Raw genomic sequence first — 19,706 nt, 5'->3', positions numbered from 1 at the left:
GTGGGGGATTCAGCAGCGGCGGACGCAGCCCCGGCTCGTTTGGTGGCTCCGGGTCGTCCGGACGCATCGGTACCGGCGGCCGGTTCTAGCAAACCCGCATGGTTCCACGTGGAACCATCACCTCTGTTGGGTTGCCGTTCACGCGCGGGTAGTCATCGGTTCTTCTGACCCTCCTAACGTGCTTCTCGTCGTGCGCCGGCCCCGTGGCGCGACGTTTCTCAGAGGAGCCCGTGTGCGTATTCCGTTGCAGCTGTTCATGTCCACTGGTGAGGATGCCGGGCGGTCGTCCCGCGCCTACGTGACCTGCCGTTACAAGTGCGGCGACGCCTGCCGGCATGACCCCGGGAACACCAGCGACAACGCCTACTTCCGAGACGTCGTCCGCACGGCGGTGTCCCGCCGTAGCGTCCTGAAGACGTCCGCGGGCGCAGCCGTCGCCGTCGGCGCGACGTCTCTGCTGGCCGCCTGCGGCGATTCGGGCTCATCGAGCTCGGCATCGTCGAGCCCGGCGGCGGGTTCCGGGGACGCACTCCCGGGCATGAAGTTCACCGCCGTTGCCCCGAATACCGAAGACGCCGTGGTGATTCCGGACGGTTATCGCCAGGAGGTGGTCATCCGCTGGGGCGATCCGGTCCTTCCCGGTGCGCCCGAGTTCGACTTCGCCAATCAGACACCGGAGGCCCAGGCCGGCCAGTTCGGATTCAACAACGACTTCGCCGGGCTCATCCCCGTCGACGGTGTCGCCGACCACTACTACCTCGTCGCGAACCTGGAGTACCCGACGGAGCCCTTCATGTTCACCGGTTACAAGGAGGGTGAACCGACCGAACAGCAAGCGCGCATAGCGATGGCGTCGGTCGGCATCGCAGTCGTCGAGGTCACCGCACAGTCCGGCAGCGGAGCGCTCAAGCCCGTTGTGGGACCGCGCAATCAGCGCCTCACCGCATCGAGCCCCTTCCGACTGACGGGCCCCGCGGCGGGCAGCGAGTTCGTCAAGACCACCGCCGATCCGGCCGGCACCACCGTGCTGGGCACCTTCGCCAACTGTTCGGGTGGGCTCACCCCCTGGGGCACCATGCTCTCCGGCGAGGAGAACTTCAACAACTACTTCGCCAACCCGAGCAAGGTCACCGACGCCACCGCAACCGAGCGACTCGAGCGCTATTCATTCGAGGACGACGGCGACGAGCATCACTGGGGGCGATTCGACAAGCGCTTCGACCTCGCCGTGGAACCCAACGAGGGCAACCGGTTCGGTTACATCGTCGAGGTGGACCCGCACGACCCGAAAGCCATTCCCGTCAAACACAGTTCGATGGGGCGTTTCAAGCACGAGTCGGCGAACATCTACGTCGTCCCCAGTGGCCCGGACAAGGACACGGTCGTCGCCTACAGCGGTGACGACGAGAAGTTCGAGTACATCTACAAGTTCGTGTCCAGCCGCAAGATGAAGAGCGGACTGACCCGGACCGCGCGCGAGCACAACATGGGCATCCTCGACGAGGGCACCCTGTACGTCGCCACCTTCACCGGTGATTCCCCCGATCCCGTCGACGGATCCGGAACCCCGCCTGCCGCGGGCAAGTTCGCGGGCAAGGGATCCTGGAAGCCGCTGCTGACCGTCAACGCCGACGGTTCGGCCCGTTCCTACGTCCCCTCCATGACGGCTGCCGAGGTCGCGGTGTTCACCCGGCAGGCCGCCGACACCGTCGGCGCCACCAAGATGGATCGCCCGGAGGACATCGAGCCCAACCCCAAGACGGGCAAGGTGTACTGCGCGCTCACCAACAACAGCGACCGCGGTACCGATGGCAAGGCACTCGCCGACTCGGTGAACCCCCGCAACGAGAACAAGAACGGTCAGGTCCTCGAGATGACCGACGACCACACCGGCACCGAGTTCACCTGGGAGCTCCTGCTCGTCTGCGGCGACCCCGCCACGGCCGACACGTACTACGGCGGGTTCGACAAGACCAAGGTCAGCCCGATCTCATGCCCCGACAACGTGGCCTTCGACCCGCACGGCAACCTGTGGATCTCGACCGACGGCAACGCCCTCGACAGCAACGACGGGCTCTTCGCGGTCGCGCTCGAGGGTGAGCGCCGCGGTGAGACCAAACAGTTCCTCACGGTGCCCAAGGGTGGTGAGACCTGCGGTCCGATCATCGACACCGATCGCGTGCTGATCGCGGTGCAGCATCCCGGCGAACTCGACGACCACTCGGCGGACAACCCGGCATCACACTGGCCCGATGGCGGTGACTCCCAGCCACGCCCGTCGGTCGTCGCGGTGTGGCGTGAGGACGGCGCAGAGATCGGCGTCTGACCCGCATTCGACGTGGGCAGCACCCCACTGTTCACCCCGGTCAATCGTCGGCCCGCTCGCTGCGCTCCCGGCGCCGGTCAAGTTTCGGCCCGCTCGCTGCGCTCCCGGCGCCGGTCAAGTTTCGGCCCGCTCGCTGCGCTCCCGGCGATCCGGTAAGTTGGTCGGGGTGAACAGTGGACGGCACGGACCTCGGTCGGCGTTTTCGCCGATCCTGTGGGTGCTGCCCCATCCGGGTACCAACGGGTACCTGTCCACCTGGGGTGCGGTCCTCGCTGGTTGCCCGCCCCAGTCCGCCTGAACCATCGCTGATCTCGCCGCCCGTTGCGGCTGATTCCTGCGTGCGCGGCGCCTCGACACGCCGCGGCGCCTTCGAAAGGTTCAGGCCCCCATGCACGTCGCTCGATCCTCTACGCCCCGATTGACCTCCCTCCGCCTCGCCCTCACCGGCGACAAGGCCGGTGGCGCACTTCTTCTGCTGGCCACCGTCGCCGCGCTGGTGCTGGCCAACAGTCCCGCCTCCGACACGTACACCTCGATTCGTGACTTCGCCTACGGCCCCGACTCACTTCATCTCCGACTGTCGGTCGGCGAATGGGCCGCGGACGGATTGCTGGCGATCTTCTTCTTCGTCGTCGGACTCGAACTCAAACAGGAGTTCCTGACCGGGTCGCTCCGACGTCCTCGCGCCGCGGCGATCCCCGTCGCCGCCGCACTGGGTGGCGTGGCGGCCCCCGCGGCGCTGTACCTGCTCATCAACGCGACGGCCTCCGGTGGGGCGACCGAAGGCTGGGCCATCCCCGCCGCGACCGACATCGCTTTCGCGGTGTCCATCCTGGCTGTGGTCGGCTCGCAACTCCCGGCGCCGGTCCGCGCCTTCCTGCTCACCCTCGCCGTCGTCGACGACCTGCTCGCGATATCGATCATCGCGATCGGTTACACCGAGTCGATTTCCCTCTCGATGCTGTGTTTCGCGCTACTACCGCTGGCGTGTTTCGCAATCCTGGTGCAGCGCAGGGTGACCCGGTGGTGGTTGTTGGTGCCGCCTGCCGTGTGCACGTGGGTGTTGATTCATGCCTCCGGAGTCCATGCCACCGTCGCCGGTGTGCTCCTGGCGTTCACGGTGCCGGTGATCGCCGGCTCGACCCGCGCACGTTCGGCGAACCTGAGTGCTGTTTTCGCACACCGGCTTCAGCCCTGGTCGTCCACTCTCGCGGTACCCGTGTTCGCCTTCTTCGCCGCCGGTGTCGCCGTCGGGGGACTCAGCGGACTCGGCGAGTCCTACACCGATCCGGTGGCAGTGGGCATCATCGTCGCGCTGATCGTCGGCAAGCCCGTCGGAATCCTCGCGGCGACGTACGTGACCTCTCGTCTGCCGGGCATGTCCCTCGACGCCGCGTTGCGTTGGCGTGACCTGGCGGGTGTGGCGATGCTCGCGGGTATCGGTTTCACGGTCTCACTTCTCATCGGGGAGTTGGCGTTCGGTGTCGGCGACCGTGACGACCACGTGAAGGTCGGGGTGCTCACCGGTTCGCTCATCGCAGCAGCCGTGGCGACCGTGTACCTGGCGGCGCGCAACAAGCACTATCGCGATGATCCGCCGCGCCCGGATGCGCCGGCGCCCGAAACCGTCTCGGCTCGATGACTCACCGACGGGAGTCGCTGTCCTCGCCCAGGTGCGCTGCCAGTTGTGCGGTGAGTTCCTGTGCGTAGTCCAGTTGCCGGGCCAAGCGCCGGCATGCGTCCTCGGCGCGCGCGTGGAAGTCAGCCAGCCGCTCGCGCGCCGCGGCGCGCTCGGAGGGACCGGAGTCATTGTCTCCCAGCTTGTCCTGGGCATCGAGCAGCGCACCCATGTCTTCGAGCGAGAAGCCGAGCGGTTTCATCCGGCGGATGACGAGAAGACGGTCGATGTCGGCGCGCGTGTACAGACGGAACCCGCCTGCCGATCGTGCCGACGGTGCGACGAGCCCCACCTCGTCGTAGTGACGGATGGTCTTGATCGACAGTTCGGTGGCGGCCGCCACTTCACCGATCTGCAGGTGTTCGGGGACGGGTGCGCGTTCGTCGGCATTCATCGCGGAGACCTCCCTCGGTCAGTGCGCGCCCGCGACGTGTCCGCTGAGTCGGTGGTGTCTGGCGGCGCTGCTGCTGTTGAGGCCGGTGATGGACACCGTCTTCCCCTTGGCCTCGTATCTGGTGGTGATGGCGTCGAGCGTAGCGACAGTCGATGCGTCCCAGATGTGGGACTCGCTCATGTCTATGACGACGTTGTCGGGGTCGCCGACGTAGTCGAACTGGTACACCAGGTCGTTGCTCGAGGCGAAGAAGAGTTCCCCTCGCACGGCGTAGACCCGGGTGTCGTCGTCGGGATGAGCGATCTCGACCACCTCGGTGAGATGGGCGACGCGACGGGCGAACAGCACCATCGCGGTCACGACACCGACGATCACGCCATAGGCGAGGTTGTGCGTCGCCACGGTGACCGCGACGGTCGCGAGCATGACCGCGGTCTCACTCTTGGGCATGCGCCGCAACGTCTTCGGGTGGATGCTGTGCCAGTCCATGGTGCCCACCGACACCATGATCATGACCGCGACCAGCGCGGCCATCGGGATGAGGGCGACGATGTCCCCGAGTCCGACGACCAAGATCAGCAGAAACACTCCGGCCAGGAATGTCGAGATCCGCGTACGCGCACCGGAACTCTTCACGTTGATCATCGTCTGCCCGATCATCGCGCACCCGCCCATGCCGCCGAAGAAACCGGTCACGACGTTGGCGATGCCCTGTCCGGCAGCCTCTCGCGACTTGTCGGAATGGGTGTCGGTGATGTCGTCGACGAGTTTGGCGGTCATCAGTGATTCGAGCAGACCCACGAGCGCCATGGTGAACGCGTACGGGGCGATGATCGTCAGCGTGGTCCAGGTCAGCGGCACGTCGGGAAAGAGCAAGGAGGGCAGGCTGTCCGGAAGCGCTCCCTCGTCGCCGACATCGGGAACGCTGACTCCGACGGTGACGGTGACGACGGTGAGCAGGACGATCGCGACCAACGGGGCGGGGATCGCGTTGGTCAGCTTCGGCAGCGCGACGATGATGAGGATCCCGACCGCGACCATCGGGTAGACCAGCCACGGCACGCCGAGCAGATGGGGCAGCTGCGCGATGAAGATCAGGATCGCGAGGGCGTTGACGAATCCGACCATGACGCTGCGCGGGATGAACCGCATCAACTTCGCGACGCCCAGGACACCGAGAAGGATCTGGAAGATGCCGGCCAGGATCACGGCGGCGATCAGATAGTCGAGCCCATGACTCTTCACCAGCGGTGCCACCACGAGTGCCACCGCCCCGGTGGCGGCCGAGATCATCGCCGGGCGGCCGCCCACGATCGCGATGGTCACGGCCATGGTGAACGACGCGAACAAGCCGACCCTGGGGTCCACCCCGGCGATGATCGAGAACGAGATCGCCTCCGGGATCAGGGCCAGGGCGACCACCAGTCCGGCGAGCACCTCCGTGCGCAATCGGCGCGGTGACCGTAGCGCCGCCCATACCGATTGCTGTTGAGCTGGGCTGATCGGGTCAGCGGTCTTGGGCATCTGGTCACTTCCATCGCAGGGGTTCACGGCGCAACCCTGCGCGTGACGTCGGCGGCGGCAACTCTACCCTCCCCGGAGGGTAGGGATGCAAACCGGCCGATCACCAGAGGTCCGACAGTCCGGGTCCGCCGCAGTGGCGACCTTTGACAGTCGTCAAGATTTCTCTTGACGTCTGTCAAGTTCCGCCCATAGTGTGGCGTGCAACACAGTTCGGCTGACTGTGTTTCAGCTTCGCCGCACGGTTCCACAGGTCCCGCAGCGGCTTCTACTGGAGGTGGAAGATGACGAGCTACGACCTGACCGGACGGACGGCTCTTGTCACCGGCGGCGCACAGGGCCTGGGCGCCGGTATGGCCGAGGCACTGGCCGCGGCCGGCGCGGCGGTGGCGATCGGTGACGTCAATGCCGACGGCGGCCAGGAGACCGTCGCCTCGCTGCGTGCGACGGGCGCGAAGGCCGAGTTCGTGTCGCTCGATGTCACCGACGACTCGGCGTGGGAGTCGGCGGTTGCCTCGACCGTCGACGCGCTGGGTGGCCTGGACATCGTCGTCAACAACGCGGGCATCGAGGTGACCAGTCTCCTGGTCGACATCGACGCCGCGGAAGCGTCGAAGATGTTGGACGTCAACGTGTTGGGCACCGCGCTCGGGATCAAGCACGCATTCCGCGCGATGCGGCCGGGCGGCATCGCGGGCAAGGGCGGCGCCATCGTGAACATCGCGTCGGTCGCCGCGACGATCGCGTTCCCCGGTATCAGCGTGTACTCCGCGACGAAGTCCGGAATCGATCGGCTCACCCGCGTCGCCGCCGCCGAATCGGGCAAGCTCGGGTACGGCGTCCGCGTGAATTCCATCTACCCCGCGCTCACCCCCACCGCGATGGGCAACAAGTTGGCCGTCGAGACCGCCGCCCTCGGGTTGTTCGAATCACCCGAGGCCGCCGCCGCGGCGGTGGCCGAACTGACGCCGCTGGGCCGCCTCGGCCAGGTCGACGACATGGCCGACGCCGTGGTCTTCCTGGTCTCCGACGCCGCCAAGTTCATCACCGGCGCAGGACTTCCCGTCGACGGTGGCATGGGTATGTGACACCCCGATCCTCCCTTCACCCACCCCACCACTCGCTCACTTCACCAGCACCAGCACCAGCACCAGCACCAGAGGAGTTCTGCCATGCCCACTGACAAGCGCGTCGTCGTCTACGGAGCGTCCGGGTACACCGGCCGCCTGATCTGTGAATACCTGCGCGAGTACAACATCCCGTTCCTGGCCGCGGGTCGCGACCACGGCAGGGTGAAGAGCGCAGTGGAGGCCGTGCCGGGAATCGACACGGTCGACTACGACGTCGTCGAGGTCGAGCACACCGTCGATGCACTGACCGAGGCGTTCCGTGGTGCCGACGTCGTGCTCAACACCGTCGGCCCGTTCGCTCGCTACGGCCACGAGGTCGCCCAGGCCTGTCTGCGGATCGACGCCCACTACACCGACACCAACGGTGAGCAGAACTGGATGATCGACGCCGAGGCGCAGTACGGCGCCGAATTCGCTTCTCGCAACCTGGTGTTGACTCCCGGTCTGGCACAGATGTATTCGATCGGTGAGATCGCCGCGAACATCTGCCTGGAGAACCCGGGTCTCGACACTCTCGACATCCAGGTCTTCTGGAAGGGCCACCCGACCGTCGCGTCGACGAACACCATCCTCACCAACGCGGCCTTCGCCAAGGCCTACTACCTCGAGGAGAACGAGTACGTCGAGTGGCCGGCGGACGAGGGCCTGTACACGGTGAGCGTGCCCGGTCAGCACGACCTCGGGCTCGCGCTGCCGTGGGGCGGCACGTCGCATCCCGTCTGGTTCAAGAACGATCCCCGGGTGGCCACCGCCAAAGCACTCGGCGGGGTGTTCAATCGTCCACTGATGCAAGGAGTCCCGGTCCTGGTCGCCGCGGCGCTGGAGCAGATGGAAGGCAAATCCGAGGAGGAGAAGTACCGAATCATCGACGAGCAGTCGTCGGCCATCCGCAGCGAGATGCCGCCGCGTGAGAACCCCCGACTGAACACGTCGCTGGACTCGGTCTACGCGTCGGGGCCGCTGGGGCGCGCGCACTGTGTCATCCACGGCAACTGCAACTACAAGCAGACCGCGCTGCTCAACGCCCACGCGGCGAACGAATTGTTGCAGGCACCGCCACGGCGGGTGGGCTTCGCATCGAGTTGCCAGGCGTTCGGACACCGTGAGCTGCTCGGCACCCTCCGTGCGTTCGGTCTCGTCCTCGACCCGATCGTCTCGGTGCACCGCTGAGAGGCCGACATGCGACTCGTTGAGTATCTCGACAAGGGCGCCTCGCTGGGCCGTGAGGCACCGTGCCTCACGGCCGGTGGCGTGACCGCAACGTACGGCGAAGTCCGTGATCGTTCGGTGGTGATCGCGGGAGCGTTGCAGCACAACGGGATCGAAGCGGGTGACCGCGTCGCGGTGCTGTCGGCGAACGACCCACTCGCCCTGACGTGCGTCTTCGGTATCTCACGCGCCGGGGCGGTGTGGTGCCCGGTCAATCCGCGCAACGAAGCGGACGAGAACAGGCAACTGTTCGACCTCTTCGGTTGTCGACTGCTGTTCTTCCAGGTCCGGTTCGCCGATCTGGTCGAGAAGATCAAAGACCGTTTGCCGCAACTGGACTGGCTGGTCTGCCTCGACGGTGAGGTCGACTGGGCGGTGAGCTTCGACGCGTGGCTCGACACTCACCGCGCCGAACCGGATGAACGTCGACGGCCCGCCGGTGGGTTGTGCATGCTCGCCGGCACCGGCGGCACCACCGGGCGCCCGAAGGGGGTGCGGCTCACCGAGGACAACATGATGACCTCGACCGCACTGGCACTGATGAGCTATCCGTTCGGCGAGCGACCCCGGTATCTCGCGCTGGCACCGCTCACCCATTCGGCGGGTGTGCTGACGTTTCCGATACTGAGCCTGGGCGGCGAAGTCGTCATCATGCCCGCCCCCGACATCGGTGAATTCCTGGAGCTCATCGAACGGCATCGCATCACCCACGCGTTCCTGCCGCCCACCGTGATCTACGGGGTCCTCGACCACCCGGACCTGGACCGTCGGGATCTCACCTCGCTGCGGTGTCTCTGGTACGGGGCCGCACCAATGTCACCGACCCGGTTGGAGGAGGCACTCACGCGCATCGGCCCGGTGATGGGACAGTTGTTCGGACAGACCGAGGCGCCGAACATGATCGCGACCCTCGCACCGGCAGATCACTTCCGGGAAGACGGTTCGATGGCCACCGAGCGGTTCTCCTCGGCCGGTCGGCCCACACCGCTGACCACGGTGGCGATCATGGCGGACGACGGGACACTGCTCGGTCGGGACGACCGGGGCGAGATCGTGGTGCGGGGTCCCCTGGTGATGGACGGCTATCACGAGAACCCCGAGGCGACGGCCGAGGTCAGTGCGCACGGTTGGCACCACACGGGCGACATCGGATATCTCGACGTCGACGGCTACCTGTACGTGGTGGACCGTGCCAAGGACATGATCATCACCGGCGGGTTCAACGTCTACTCGGCCGAGGTCGAGCAGGCGCTGCTGGCCCATCCCGCGGTCAAGGACTCCGCGGTCATCGGTCTGCCCGATCCGAAATGGGGTGAGCGTGTCACCGCCGCGGTGGAATTGCGTGCGGGGCACGATGCCGACACCGAGGACATCATCGCCTTCGTCAAGAAGCGGATCGGGAGCGTCAAGGCGCCGAAGGAGGTCGAGATCTGGACCGAGCTACCGCGATCCAAGGTCGGGAAGATCCTCAAGAACGAGGTCCGGGGCAATTACGGCGAACTGCGGGGCTAGCTCGACGCATCGACTTCTCAGGTGCTCGTCCGGCCGACCTTGACAAGCGTCAAGACCGGCCGGATGAGTACACTGAGGACTCTCTCCGAGCACGCTTCTCCCAGCCACGCTTTTCCCAGCAAGGACGGCAAGATGACACAGGTCGTCGATCGACAGGCTCGCATCGATGCCCGCGCCCGCGACAAGTTCCAGGCGCGGCGTGACGAACTTGCCATGGCGACTCTGACGACGCTGGCCGAGCTGGGTTATGCGCGGACCAGTCTGCGCGAGATCGCACAGAATTCGGAGTACTCCCACGGAGTGCTGCACTATTACTTCACCGACAAACTCGACCTGATCGCGCACGCCGTCCGGCAGTACGAGGCGGTGTGTGTCACGCGCTACGACGAGGTCGTCGCCAACGCCACCACCGCCGACGAGTTGCGCGACGACTTCGCCGAGACGTTCTTCGCGGGTATGCGCTCGGAGGCCTCGATTCACCGACTGTGGTACGACCTGCGCAACCAGAGCATGTTCGACGACTCGTTCCGTGCCGATGTCGTCGAGATCGAGAGTCGCCGCGAAGAGATGATCTGGCGCGTGGTGGACAGGTTCTGCGAGCTGTCGGGTACCCAGCCGGCGGTGACTCCCGCGGTCGCGTACATCGGACTGGACGGCATCTTCCAGCGTGGCCTGCTCAGTGAGATCGACGGTAGGCCCGAGGGCGTTGCCCTGGCCAGGGACGAGCTGACCGGCTTCTTCGACATCGTCGGCCGTCGCTGACCGTCCAACGCACCTTCCACTGACGCCCCGTCGTGTGTCGGCAGGGTCACACGCTGGCCGCTTTTTAGTTAGATCTCCTAAGTATTAGAGTGTCTAACGTGTCCGCCACCGACCCCGCACAGATCGCGCTGACCCTGCGCCCGACGATCACCAGGCTCTACCTGGCGTTGCGTCGGCGCGCTCCGTCGGTCGAACTGACGGCGGCACAGACATCCGCCCTCAGCGTCCTCGCCGATCACGGGTCGATGCGCATGGGCGAGTTCGCCGAGCGCGAGTCCATTCGTATGCCGACAGCGACGTCGGTGATCGACGGTCTCACCAAACACGATCTGGTGGCACGCAAGCCCGATCCCGCCGACCGCCGCGCGGTCCTGGTGGGGCTCACCGAACACGGTCGTGCACTGGTGGAGCAGATCCGCCAGGAGCGCGATGTCGTCCTGACCGGCGCACTGGCCGACCTCACCGCCGAGGAACGTGCCGCCATCGCCGCGGCCGGTCCCGCGCTGCAAGCACTCCGTGAACGACTCGACAACCACCCGGCATCACCGACAGCCCCTGCGGCAAGCGTGATCACGGCGGCCGCTGCGGCGCCGCCCGCCCGAACCCGGTAAAGGACCCCCCATGACAGTCACCGAACACTCTGCGGCAACCGGTTCCGCGCCGGCCGGCACCTCGACGGTCGACACGGCACCCGAGCAATCCATGCTGGCGTCACTTCGCGCCCAGCCGCGAGCGGTGTGGATCACCGCCTTCGCCGCCGTCATCGCCTTCATGGGCATCGGCCTCGTCGACCCGATCCTCCACAGCATCGCCGAGGCGCTGAACGCCCCACCGGAGAAGGTCACCCTGCTGTTCGGTGTCTACGTGGGTGTCCAGTGTGTCGCCATGCTGCTGACCGGTTGGGCCGCTTATCGTTTCGGTCCTCGCCGCACCCTCACCGTCGGATTGGGGCTCATCGTCGTCGCGGCGGGGGTCTCGGCCTTCGCCGACAACATCGATCAACTCATCGCCTACCGGGTGATCTGGGGTCTGGGCAACGCGCTGTTCCTCGCCACCGCACTGGCGTTCATCGTCTCCTCCGCGGTCGGCAACCGGAACAACGCGATCATGATGTACGAGGCCGCGCTGGGCATCGGCCTGGCCGTCGGGCCGCTCCTGGGCGCCACCCTCGGCGAATGGACCTGGCGCGCACCGTTTGCCGGCACCGCGCTCCTCATGCTGGCCGGCGCGATCCTGTGCGCATTCATGCTCCCTGCCGACGGCCCGCGGTCCGGGCGCGTCCGGGTCCGGATCGTCGACCCGCTGAAGGTCCTGCGCAACCGCACCTTGTTCGTCACGTCGGTCGGTTCGGCGTTCTACACCGGTGCGCTGTTCACCGTGATCGCCTGGGCTCCCATCGCCATGGGTCTGCGACCCATCTACGCCGGGCTCATCTTCTTCGGATGGGGTCTGCTGACCGCCATCGCCGGAGTCTTCGTCGCCCCGCTGCTCGCCAAGACGATCGGCGAGAAAGCCGGTGTCCTCGTTGCCGTCTCGACCTACGCCGCCGTGATGGTGCTGGCCGGCGTGGGCACGGCCACCGGGCAGGTCTGGCTCATCGGCCTGGCGGTCATCCTCTCCGGCTTCCCGTCCGGGGTGCTCAACACCCTCTTCACCGACGTCGCCATGTCGGCCGTCGGCGGTGACACCCCACGCTCGGTGTCGAGCGCCGGCTTCAGCTTCCTGCGCTGGATGGGCGCGGCGATCGCAGCCGTGCTCGTCGCCTACCTCGCCAAGTGGACCGGCTCGGAGGCGACTCCGTGGTGGTTCGCCACCGGCTACTGCGTCGTCGCACTCGGCGCCGTGTCGCTGGCGAAGGTCGCGCACGATCACAAGGTCGCCGACGACGCGGCCCTCATCGGCGCCGAGGAGTTCTGAGGCTCAGGGGGCGGGGATCGGCCTGACGTTCCGATGGCCCTGGATGCACACCACCGCGGTGAGCACGGCGGCCAGCCCCATCGCCCAGGACATGTGCGCGTACCGCAGCAGCACAGCACCGACGACCGCGCCGGCGAACAGGGCGAGAATGGCCGCCGACCGCCTGTTCCACCAGCCGCGCCACCCTCCGGTGAAGAGGTCCGCGGACAGTTGGGTGAGCGTCGACGTCACGACGACGGTGGTCATGTCCTTGATCGCGAGCTTGCGCGCCACACACGCCTGCACACCCATGACCCCGGCGGTGGCACACGCCGCCACGATCTCGAAGTGCGCCGAGTCCGCGACCTGGGGAACCGCGAACAGCGCGGTGAGAGTCACCAGAACCGCGCTACCCATCCCCAGTAACCCGGTGGTGAGCGACGTCCACGACGTGTCCTGACGCCGGAGCAGGAACCCGGCGACGGCTGCTGCCAACGTGAACGTCGCCAGTGCCGCCAGCGGCCCGGCGACCGGCAGATCATCCGCGCCGGCCGCGCCCATGCCGAGGATCACGACGTTGCCGGTCATGTTGCCGACGAAGACGCGGTCGAGACCGAGGTAGCCCACCGCATCGACCAGTCCGGTGACGAAGGTCAGAACGACCATGAGAGACACCGCGTGGACGGGTCCCCGCCTGCTTGCCTGGGCAGATCTCGACAGGGTTGCGCCCGTGGTCATCTGGTGAAGGAACCGCGGTCGTTGTGCTCCCATGGGAGTTCGTGCTCGCTCGGCGATTCGTCGAGCAGTTCGACGATGAAATGGGTGACGCTGCGGTCCTCCAGATTTCGGATGCGATGTGGTTTCAGAGGCTGTTCCCGCCCCACCGTCTTGTAGAGAACGAATCCCGACTGGGCGACCTGACTGATCCCCCAGTCGTCGTCGCCCAGGTCCTGACCCTGTGCGGTACCGGGCTCAGGCCACACGACGACGTGGTCATGGTGATGCTGGTGGAAGTCGAACATCCCGTGCGGCTCGAGAGTCATGGACCACACGCGCACGCGGTCGTTCTCGAAGAGAAGTGTGTCGCCGGGCGTCGGCGGGATGTCGCGATCTGGAGTGGACACGAGGACCTCCTATATTGGATGCTATTTGGCGAGAATAGCATTTTCTTACCGGAAGGCATCCCCACTCCGATGAAAAGTCAGCAGGGCGCCGGCGACCCGAGAAGCATCACAGCCTGGGGTATGGTGCCGACTCCCTTCACCCGGACGGGCGATGTCGACCACGCCTCCCTGCACCGCGTCGTGGCACACCTGCGCAGTTCTGGCTGCGGCGGTTTCATCGCGCTGGGTGCCATCGCCGAGCCGGGCACCCTCAGCCGAAGTGAGAAAGCCGATATCGTGCGGACCATCGCCGCGGCGGCGGGTGGCGCTCCGGTCGCCGGTGCGGTTCTCGCACTCGAGCCCGAGCGGTTCGACGCCGACCTGAACGCGCTGAGCACGCAGACCCGGGACGTTCTCTCCGCGATCATGATTCCGGTGAACAGCCCCGATCCGTACACCCTCCAGGCCGCGATCGAACACGCCGGCCTCGTCTCCGGACGCCCGGTCATACTCCAGGACCTGCCCCGGTTCTCCGGTGTCCACATCGACATCTCCGACCTCGCCGCGACGGTGTCGGCGAGCTCGTTCTGCATGGCCGTGAAGTGTGAGGCGCCACCGACCTACGAACGGATCCGGTTTTTGTCGGAGCACACCTCCACTGCCCTCATCAGTGGGTTCGGCGGCCTCGGCCTCGTCGACGACGTGATTGCGGGTGCATCATCGGTCGCAATAGGTTCCACCCCGACGCGGGAGGTCGTCGAGGCGATGAGGTGTGCGCTCGACGGCCGTTACGACGAGGCATCCGCGATGATCGGAACGGTGGCGGCGCGAATCCACTTCGAGACCCAACCAGGCGCGAATGTCGCCATCCGCAAACGACATTGGCAACGGGCCGGCGTCATCGAGACACACGTGGTGCGACAACCGACCCGCGGATTCGGTCCCGAACTCGAAGAGCATTCGCTCGTTCACCACCCGGCGGTCTCGCCGTTCGGCCTCACGCTCTGACGTCGTCCAACAGGCGGGTGGTGAGGTCGGTCAACGAGTCGGCGTACTCGTCCGGGCTCGGAAAGCCCTCGTAGGGAACGGTTCCGGGGGCCAGATGACCCAGCGAGATGACCCGCATGAGCAGACTCTGCACGATGACCTCATAGGCCGTCGCGACAGCCCGCTCGTCATGGACGCCTTGAGCTCTCAGGCTGTCGACGAGAACCGATCGAATCTGCTCGTGGAAGGCGAAACCCCGACTCCGCAGCCGCTCATCGTGGGCGGAGTGGACGAAGATGAACGCGTACAGGCGTTCCGCGCCGAACAGGGTGCGGCTCAACGTGCCGATGTAGGCACGCAGAATCGCCTCCGGCGTCGGCCGCGTCTCCGCGAGACGTCGCTCGATCTCGTCCGCGAGGTCGGAGAGCGCCTGGTCCTTGACCGCGTACAACAACGAGTCCTTGTCCGGGTACCGGCCATACACTCCCCCGACGGACACCGCCGCACGGGAGGCCACCGCCGCCATGGTGAAGTCCTGGATTCCGACGTCGGTGATCACCTCGATGGCAGCCTGCAGGATTCGTGCCGCCGATTGCCGACTACGGCTCTGTTGTGGCTCCAGCGCGGGGCGAACGGTCATCGAATCGCCTACTCCTTCCAGGACTGTCGCAAGAACGACACCGCGTCCTCGGTCCGTGTGTCGTCGGAGAACTCGGCCGCTCCGTGATCTGCGCCCTCGACGATACGGAGAGTGCTGCGGAAGCCGGCCTCCTGGAGTGCAGTATGCAGGTTGATCGACTGCGCGTGTCCGACGCGCGTGTCCGCGTCTCCGTGGACCAGGAGGTAATCGGGCCGAACGCCCGCCGTGAAGTGCGCCGCGACGGCGGGCACGACGGCGCTACTCGTGGCGAACAGGTCGACGATGTCGGACAGGTCAGCAGCCGCCCGTGCTCCCGTCGGTGAGGCGTCGGCTCGCAGAGATCGCGCATCGGCCACACCGTAATGCGCGATGACCGAACGAACGACCGCCGACTCGCGGCCCTCGCCGACGCCACGCCCCACCAGCCTGTCCCCGGTCACAGCGGCGATGCCGGCGAGCAGCGCGCCCGCGGAGCTTCCCCACAGCGACACCCGCTGGGGGTCGAGATTCCACTCGTGGGCGTGCCCGCGTAGCCAGCGCACGGCGGCCCGCACGTCTTCGACCGGTTCAGGGAAGCCGACTTCGCCCGCCAGTCGGTACGACGCGGATGCGACCGCGATCCCGCTGCGGGGCAGCGAGTTCCACGGTCCCGTCTCGCGCACTCCGCCGACGAAGCTGCCGCCGTGGATGTAGACCACCACCGGCCACGGACCGCCGGTGGTCGGGAGATGGAGATCGAGCCGCAGGGGTCGCCAACCGGGTATCGCCGCGAAGATCAGGCCGCGGTGACTCGCCGTCGCAGGCAGTACACCCACCGGAGGCGGCGACAACAGTTCGGGAGGCGTCACCGACTCGTAGTCGATCGAGGGTGCGACGTCGGCGATGGTCCGGGGCATGGTCGTTACTCCTAGTCGAGGACGGACAGCTCGTTGCGATTGCCGATGCGGCTCTGTCGCACCGCGCCGTACACCGCCGCGGCGATGGGGAGCAGTGGCATGAGCAGAACGATCAGCTCCGTGCTGCCTGTGACATCCGAGTAATTGGCGATGATGACACCGAGGACAACCAGGAGACACAGGCCTGACACGATCGGCGCGACGAGGACCGCCCAGACATTGGCCCGCGGAAGCTTGCCCAGCCGGGCCGCCACGAGGATGCTCACGCAGCAGCCGAGCATGAGGGCGGTCAACGAGATGCTGGTGACACCCGACACCATCGGGAACAGGTTCACGATGGGATCGGCACCTGCGATGACGAAGGGGGCGACTACCACCACCGAGATTCCCGTCTGCGCCGCCCCGGCTGCGGTGGGCGTTCCCCACCGCGGGTGCACCGACGCCAGTACCGACGGCAGCAGGGCCGCTCGACCGAGGGCGAAGTGATACCGGGCCGCCATGTTGTGGAAGGCGACGCTTGCGGCGAAGAAGCTGATGGTGACCAGTACAGACAGCAGATTCCCCGACCACGAGCCGAGATAGATGTCGGCTGTCGCGAAGACCAGCGCGCCCGGGTCCTCGGCGGCGATGGCCTTGACGTCGTCGAACGCCGCGACCAGCGACCAGGTGGCGACGACGAAGACGCCCACGAGCAGTGCGATGGAGGCGTACGTCGCGATCTTGATGCTCTTACGCGCCGCCCTGGCCTCTTCGCCGTAGATCGCGGTCGCTTCGAACCCGACGAACGACAGGACACAGAACGCCAGCGTCAGCGCCACGTTTCCGTCGAGCATCGCCCCGGGTGAGAAGACGTCGAACGACCAACCCTCCGGCCGCTGGACGGCAACCGCGACCGCGAGGACGAGGAGCATCACGAACTGCAGGATCGACACGACGGTGATGAGATGTTTGGCGACCTCGACGCCGCGCCGGCCGAACCAGGCGGTCAGCACGAGCACGACGGCTGCGTAGAGGTACCACGGCGCTTCGAAGTCGAACATCGACTCGATCGTCAGACCGAGGAAATATCCCGTCGCCGCGGCCATTCCGGCGGCCGCCATGTTGTAGGCGGTGGTGGCGACGAACGCCGCACCGGAGCCGACGGCGCGTCCGAGTCCGAATCCGATGAATGCGTAGTAGGCACCGGCATTCGTGACGTACCGCGCGAGGGTCACGAACGCCGAGGCGAACACGGTCAACGCGAGTGCGACCACCACCAGAAGTCCCACGGTCCCGGCGCCGACACCGAACCCGAGGCTCAGGGAGAGGTTCGATGCCATCGCGGTGAGGGGCGCGGCGACGGCCACCACCATGAACGTCAAGCCGAATGCGCCGATCGTGTTGCGTTTGAGGTGGCCGGTGTCCGGGACTGGTGGCCGGCTGGTCTGTGAGGACATGGTGCCTTCGATTCCTGGGGATTGGGGGCCTGCCGCTGCCGGAGCTCCGCGGGCCGGGTCCGACATCGAACGAGCAGCAATGGTGTACGCGAATCCGAATTCGTGTTAGAACTATTGCATCCAATCTGGATCACCGTCAACGATGAAGGTGATTCGTAACACACCGGAAACCCGCCAGGCGCCGACCGCACGGAGGGTTTCCAGCGCTCGGCAGGAGACCCATTCGATGCGAGTTCTCATCTCTGGCGGCTCGGTGGCCGGCCTGACCGCGGCGGCTCTGTTGAGCCGAGACGGTCACGAGGTCACCTTGTTGGAACGTGCTTCCGGACCGCGGCAGGGCGGGGTCGCCGTCGATGTTCGCGGACCCGCGCTCGATGTTGCTCGGAGCCTGGGCCTTCACGAACTGTTGCTCGACCATCGCGTCGACTACGAGGACCGCTTCTCGTTCGTGGACCGCGCGGGGGTACCCCAGGCACTCGTGACGCCCAACACCGATGTCTACGACAGCCCCGACGACATCGAGATCTCGCGCGACCGGCTCGTGGACATCCTGTCCGATGCCGTCCCCCGAGCGGTCACCGCGTTGTACGGGTCCTGGATCGATGAACTCGAGGACGAGGGCTCTCATGTCACCGTCGGGATCCGGGGTGCCGAGACCCGGCGTGAGGAGTTCGATCTGGTGATCGGGGCCGACGGTCTGCACTCCGGGGTTCGACGACTGGCCTTCGGGCCCGAGCACCGCTTCTTACGTCACCTCGGCCTGTATGTCGGCGTGATCCGGAGCTGCTCGACAGATCTGGGCGTTCGGGACACGACGGTCTACAACGAGCCGGGGAGGATGGTGATGGTCCGTGGCGACGGTCGGGAACAGTCCGTCATCCTCGGATACCGATCCCCACTGATCGACTACGACTACCGCGACGTCGACGCGCACCGAGGAATGCTCATGAACGCCTTCACGGGCGACACGGGCTGGAGGTTCGGTGAGATCCGCAACGAGATCGCATCCACCCCGGACCTCTACTTCGACGCCGTCAGCCAGACCGTCATGGACTCGTGGACAACCGGACGCGTCGCACTCATCGGCGATGCCGGGTACTGCGCATCGTTCTTCTCGGGTATGGGCACCACCCTCGCCATGACCGGCGCAGCCGCAGTGGCGCGGGCCCTCGCCGAGGAGGCCACGGTGCCGAAGGCGCTGGACGCCTACTGCTCGACGATGCGTCCCGTGGTCGACGCCGCGCATGCCTTGGCCGGCGAGGGGGCCGACATCCTGTTCCCGACGACGGATGAGGACATCACCCTCCGCAATCGCCGATACGCGCTGAAGGTCTGATCGCCGCATGTCCCGCCCCGCGCCGACGCTGCCGTAAGATTGGCGCTCGTCCCGACGAGCCTGGGTGGAGGACGAGCAGGTGCTGGTGGAACCTACCGCTGACGAGCCGCTGTCGATGAGCGACTCGTTGGTCGCCGAACTCCAGCGCCGAATCCTCGACGGTCAGATCGCCGTGGGCTCGTGGCTCCGGCACGAAGCACTCGCCGAGGAGTTCGGCGTCAGCAGAACCCCTGTCCGCGAGGCTCTCCGGGTGCTCCAGGCACAGGGGATCGTCACGATCGTCAAGAATCGCGGCGCGCTCGTCGACGGGCTCTCCGGACGCGACATCCGCGAACTCGGCGAGGTCCGTGCGGAATTGGAGGGTTTGGCGGCCGCGCTCGCCGCCGAGAACATGTCCGACGACCTGCTCATCGTCGTCAACACGGCGTGGGACTCCTTCGAGTCCGCACTGGACGCCGGCGACACCGATCGCGCAGCCCTCGAGGGAACGTGGCGAGAAGCCAACCGGCGCTTCCATTCCGCCATCCTGAACGGATGCGGCAACCGGCAGTTGGGCATCACGATCAGAGAGGTCAGTCGTCGACTTCCGACCAACTCGTCGTTCGCGATCTACGCCAGGAGTTCGAGGCTGCTCCGGGAGAACCTCGAGCAGCACCACGACATCGTCCGCGCGATCGAGGCGCACGATGCCCGTAAGGCGCGCGAAGCCATGTCGTGGCACATCCGATCGACGGCCGAACATCTCGCCCGATGGGTCGAGGACCAGGACCGGGCCTGACCGGTCTCTCCGGGCCACACCGACCCGTGCACTGATTGCATCCAATTGGCTCCAGTGTGCATACTACTTGTATGACCCTGGCGTCCTCGACCACTTGCTTCC

18 protein-coding genes are annotated in these 19,706 nt (G+C 66.5%); 11 read left to right on the top strand and 7 right to left on the bottom strand.

The features are described from left to right. Positions 1 to 232 precede the first annotated feature (232 nt). Both MAY35_RS14640 and nhaA read left to right on the top strand, forming a co-directional pair. Positions 233 to 2,326, top strand: a complete 2,094-nt coding sequence (locus MAY35_RS14640) for a PhoX family phosphatase (RefSeq protein WP_238422030.1) — start codon at positions 233 to 235, stop codon at positions 2,324 to 2,326. Between the two features lie 418 nt (positions 2,327 to 2,744). Beyond that, positions 2,745 to 3,968, top strand: coding sequence for a Na+/H+ antiporter NhaA (gene nhaA / locus MAY35_RS14635; RefSeq protein ID WP_238422029.1), 1,224 nt, complete (start codon positions 2,745 to 2,747; stop codon positions 3,966 to 3,968). Position 3,969: 1 nt separating this feature from the next. Here the strand turns inward: nhaA and MAY35_RS14630 are convergent, their stop codons facing one another. Further along, positions 3,970 to 4,398 (bottom strand): MerR family transcriptional regulator, encoded by a 429-nt coding sequence (locus MAY35_RS14630; RefSeq protein ID WP_238422028.1) that lies wholly within the window; start codon positions 4,396 to 4,398, stop codon positions 3,970 to 3,972. An 18-nt stretch (positions 4,399 to 4,416) separates the two neighbouring features. Next, entirely contained in the window at positions 4,417 to 5,922 is a 1,506-nt protein-coding gene (locus MAY35_RS14625; RefSeq protein WP_238422027.1) for a SulP family inorganic anion transporter, read from the bottom strand. A gap of 281 nt (positions 5,923 to 6,203) precedes the next feature. Here MAY35_RS14625 and MAY35_RS14620 point away from each other — a divergent pair, with 281 nt between their 5' ends. From MAY35_RS14620 to MAY35_RS14595, 6 genes are all read left to right on the top strand, one after another. Then, positions 6,204 to 7,007, top strand: coding sequence for an SDR family NAD(P)-dependent oxidoreductase (locus MAY35_RS14620; protein WP_238422026.1), 804 nt, complete (start codon positions 6,204 to 6,206; stop codon positions 7,005 to 7,007). 84 nt (positions 7,008 to 7,091) lie between these two features. Then, positions 7,092 to 8,219, top strand: coding sequence for a DUF5938 domain-containing protein (locus MAY35_RS14615; RefSeq protein ID WP_238422025.1), 1,128 nt, complete (start codon positions 7,092 to 7,094; stop codon positions 8,217 to 8,219). 9 nt (positions 8,220 to 8,228) lie between these two features. Beyond that, on the top strand, positions 8,229 to 9,770 hold the full coding sequence (locus MAY35_RS14610) for a long-chain fatty acid--CoA ligase (protein WP_238422024.1): 1,542 nt from the start codon (positions 8,229 to 8,231) through the stop codon (positions 9,768 to 9,770). A gap of 132 nt (positions 9,771 to 9,902) precedes the next feature. Continuing rightward, on the top strand, positions 9,903 to 10,532 hold the full coding sequence (locus tag MAY35_RS14605) for a TetR/AcrR family transcriptional regulator (protein ID WP_238422023.1): 630 nt from the start codon (positions 9,903 to 9,905) through the stop codon (positions 10,530 to 10,532). Positions 10,533 to 10,630: 98 nt separating this feature from the next. Continuing rightward, the gene (locus tag MAY35_RS14600) at positions 10,631 to 11,143 is read left to right on the top strand and encodes a MarR family winged helix-turn-helix transcriptional regulator (protein WP_238422022.1); all 513 of its coding nucleotides are present in this window, start codon (positions 10,631 to 10,633) and stop codon (positions 11,141 to 11,143) included. A gap of 10 nt (positions 11,144 to 11,153) precedes the next feature. Next, a complete protein-coding gene (locus tag MAY35_RS14595) occupies positions 11,154 to 12,449 on the top strand; it encodes an MFS transporter (RefSeq protein ID WP_238422021.1) in 1,296 nt (431 codons plus the stop codon). A 3-nt stretch (positions 12,450 to 12,452) separates the two neighbouring features. On the opposite strand, the gene MAY35_RS14590 is transcribed toward MAY35_RS14595, so the two are convergent. Then, positions 12,453 to 13,094 carry a YoaK family protein gene (locus tag MAY35_RS14590; RefSeq protein ID WP_238422020.1) on the bottom strand — a complete coding sequence of 214 codons (642 nt, stop codon included), beginning with the start codon at positions 13,092 to 13,094 and terminating at the stop codon, positions 12,453 to 12,455. Between the two features lie 68 nt (positions 13,095 to 13,162). Continuing rightward, entirely contained in the window at positions 13,163 to 13,552 is a 390-nt protein-coding gene (locus MAY35_RS14585; protein WP_238422019.1) for a hypothetical protein, read from the bottom strand. Between the two features lie 120 nt (positions 13,553 to 13,672). Between MAY35_RS14585 and MAY35_RS14580 the strand changes: the two genes are divergently transcribed. Further along, a complete protein-coding gene (locus tag MAY35_RS14580) occupies positions 13,673 to 14,539 on the top strand; it encodes a dihydrodipicolinate synthase family protein (protein ID WP_238422018.1) in 867 nt (288 codons plus the stop codon). Here MAY35_RS14580 and MAY35_RS14575 read toward each other — a convergent pair. From MAY35_RS14575 to MAY35_RS14565, 3 genes are read right to left on the bottom strand one after another with little or no spacing between them, the layout of a single operon-like run. After that, positions 14,529 to 15,158: a TetR/AcrR family transcriptional regulator gene (locus MAY35_RS14575; RefSeq protein ID WP_238422017.1), complete on the bottom strand. Its 630-nt coding sequence runs from the start codon at positions 15,156 to 15,158 to the stop codon at positions 14,529 to 14,531. The two genes, MAY35_RS14580 and MAY35_RS14575, sit on opposite strands and share 11 nt — an antisense overlap. A gap of 8 nt (positions 15,159 to 15,166) precedes the next feature. After that, complete coding sequence (locus MAY35_RS14570; protein WP_238422016.1) at positions 15,167 to 16,054, bottom strand: alpha/beta hydrolase; 888 nt, start codon at positions 16,052 to 16,054, stop codon at positions 15,167 to 15,169. A gap of 11 nt (positions 16,055 to 16,065) precedes the next feature. Further along, positions 16,066 to 17,490 carry an APC family permease gene (locus MAY35_RS14565; protein WP_238422015.1) on the bottom strand — a complete coding sequence of 475 codons (1,425 nt, stop codon included), beginning with the start codon at positions 17,488 to 17,490 and terminating at the stop codon, positions 16,066 to 16,068. A 226-nt stretch (positions 17,491 to 17,716) separates the two neighbouring features. Between MAY35_RS14565 and MAY35_RS14560 the strand changes: the two genes are divergently transcribed. Further along, positions 17,717 to 18,826: an FAD-dependent monooxygenase gene (locus MAY35_RS14560; RefSeq protein WP_238422014.1), complete on the top strand. Its 1,110-nt coding sequence runs from the start codon at positions 17,717 to 17,719 to the stop codon at positions 18,824 to 18,826. Positions 18,827 to 18,911: 85 nt separating this feature from the next. Then, entirely contained in the window at positions 18,912 to 19,604 is a 693-nt protein-coding gene (locus MAY35_RS14555; protein ID WP_238422013.1) for a GntR family transcriptional regulator, read from the top strand. Positions 19,605 to 19,706 lie beyond the last annotated feature (102 nt).

It is taken from the genome of Gordonia sp. 'Campus', from assembly GCF_022206305.1.
In the GTDB taxonomy this organism is placed as follows: domain Bacteria; phylum Actinomycetota; class Actinomycetes; order Mycobacteriales; family Mycobacteriaceae; genus Gordonia.
The sequence above is the reverse complement of the archived record's forward strand: the minus strand, read 5'-3'. Positions and strand labels throughout refer to the sequence as shown.